The 211-nt window shown below is 56.4% G+C and carries 1 protein-coding gene; it reads left to right on the top strand.

Translation table 11 applies throughout. The features are described 5' to 3' along the window. Positions 1-211, top strand: a 211-nt coding sequence (locus FDX22_RS15855; protein ID WP_146717442.1) for a mechanosensitive ion channel domain-containing protein, incomplete at both ends; no start/stop codon positions are given.

Genomic DNA, 211 nt, shown 5'->3' with positions numbered 1-211 from the left:
TGGCCGGCACCTGCTTTACCAAAATGGCCCCGGTTATTCAGCGCCGGTAGAACGGATGTCCATCCGCTCAGTGGGCGTGCGTCAGGACACCGGGGCGTACCATATCATCCCGTGGTCATCGATAACGACCTTCGCCAATTTTGTGCGTGGCATTGGATCGGTCGTCGCCAATTACGATGTAGACCGCCATGAGGATGCGGATAAAGCGAAT

The sequence above is a fragment of the Citrobacter sp. TBCS-14 genome (assembly GCF_005280805.1).
Taxonomy (GTDB): domain Bacteria; phylum Pseudomonadota; class Gammaproteobacteria; order Enterobacterales; family Enterobacteriaceae; genus Citrobacter; species Citrobacter gillenii.
The sequence above is the reverse complement of the archived record's forward strand: the minus strand, read 5'-3'. Positions and strand labels throughout refer to the sequence as shown.